Here is a 1,204-nt window from a genome sequence, read left to right as displayed (position 1 = left end):
GTCCACCAGCACCACCATCAGGTGCACCTCGGGGTTGTTGGCCGTGATCGCGTTGGCGATGGCCTGCATGACCAGCGTCTTGCCGGCCTTGGGCGGCGACACGATCAGGCCGCGCTGGCCCTTGCCGACCGGGGCGACCAGGTCGATGATCCGGCCGGTCATGTTCAGCGGCGTGGTCTCCAGGCGGAACCGCTCCTGCGGGTAGAGCGGGGTGAGCTTCTGGAACTCGGGACGGTCCTTCGCCTTCTCCGGTGCGTCGGCGTTGATCGTGTCGATCCGCACCAGCGGGTTGAACTTCTCCCGGCGTTCGCCCTCCTTGGGAGCGCGGATCGCGCCGGTGACGATGTCGCCCTTGCGCAGGCCCCACTTCTTCACCATCGACAGCGACACGTAGGCGTCGTCCGAGCCGGGCAGGTAGCCGGTGGTGCGGACGAACGCGTAGTTGTCGAGCACGTCGAGGATGCCCGAGATCTCGAGGACGACATCGTCGTCACTCAGCACGGGCTCGGAGTCCATGCGCTCCAGGCTCATGCCGCCCCCGCCACGGCCGGTGCGGCGGTTGTTCTGCCGGTCACGGTTGCGGCGCCGGCGGCTCCGGCGGCCACCGCCGAAATCGTCGTCGTCGTTGCGCTGCGACTGCTGCTGGGGCTGCCGCTGCGGCTCGGGCTGGCGGCTCTCCTGAGCGGGCTCCTCGGCGTTGCCGCCGCGGCGGCGGTTGCGGCCGCCGCCGGCCTTCAGCGCCTCCAGGCGCGAGGCCACGTCGTCGTCGCCGGGCAGGGCCGGCTGGGGCTCGGGGGCCTCGGTGCGCTCCCCGGCCGGCGCGGCGTCCACTGCCGGCTTGCGGTCGGCGCGCTGCCGACGGGGCCGCTGGCCCTCGCCGGCGCTCTCGCTGCCGTTCGTCTCCTCCGCCGGGCGGGCGGCACTCCTGCGCTCGGGCGCGGGTGCCTCGCTGCGGGTGGTGTCCTTCGCGGGACGGGCGGCGCCGGCAGAGCCCTGCGCCCCCTTGATGGCCTCGATCAGCGCGCCCTTGCGCATCGTGCCGGTGCCCTTCAGGCCGAGGGATGCGCCGAGCTGCTTGAGCTCAGGCAGCAGCATGCCCTCCAGTCCGGACCCGCGTCGCTTGACGTCCTGGGTCGCGGCTTCGATGGTGTCAGTCACAGACTTCCTTTCGGATCGGCGGCCGCCGGGGTTCGGGCAGGCCCGC

1 protein-coding gene is annotated in these 1,204 nt (G+C 72.6%); it reads right to left on the bottom strand.

The genetic code is table 11. From position 1 onward, the window contains the following. Positions 1-1,158 (bottom strand): Rho termination factor N-terminal domain-containing protein (locus Q1K57_RS08425; protein WP_300080917.1); only part of this gene is annotated, 1,158 nt, incomplete at its 3' end. Positions 1,159-1,204: the final 46 nt, after the last annotated feature.

Origin of the sequence: Propioniciclava sp. (genome assembly GCF_029977985.1) — a bacterium.
GTDB lineage: Bacteria > Actinomycetota > Actinomycetes > Propionibacteriales > Propionibacteriaceae > Propioniciclava.
Note: the sequence above shows the minus strand (reverse complement) of the source record. Positions and strands in the feature narration are given on the sequence as shown.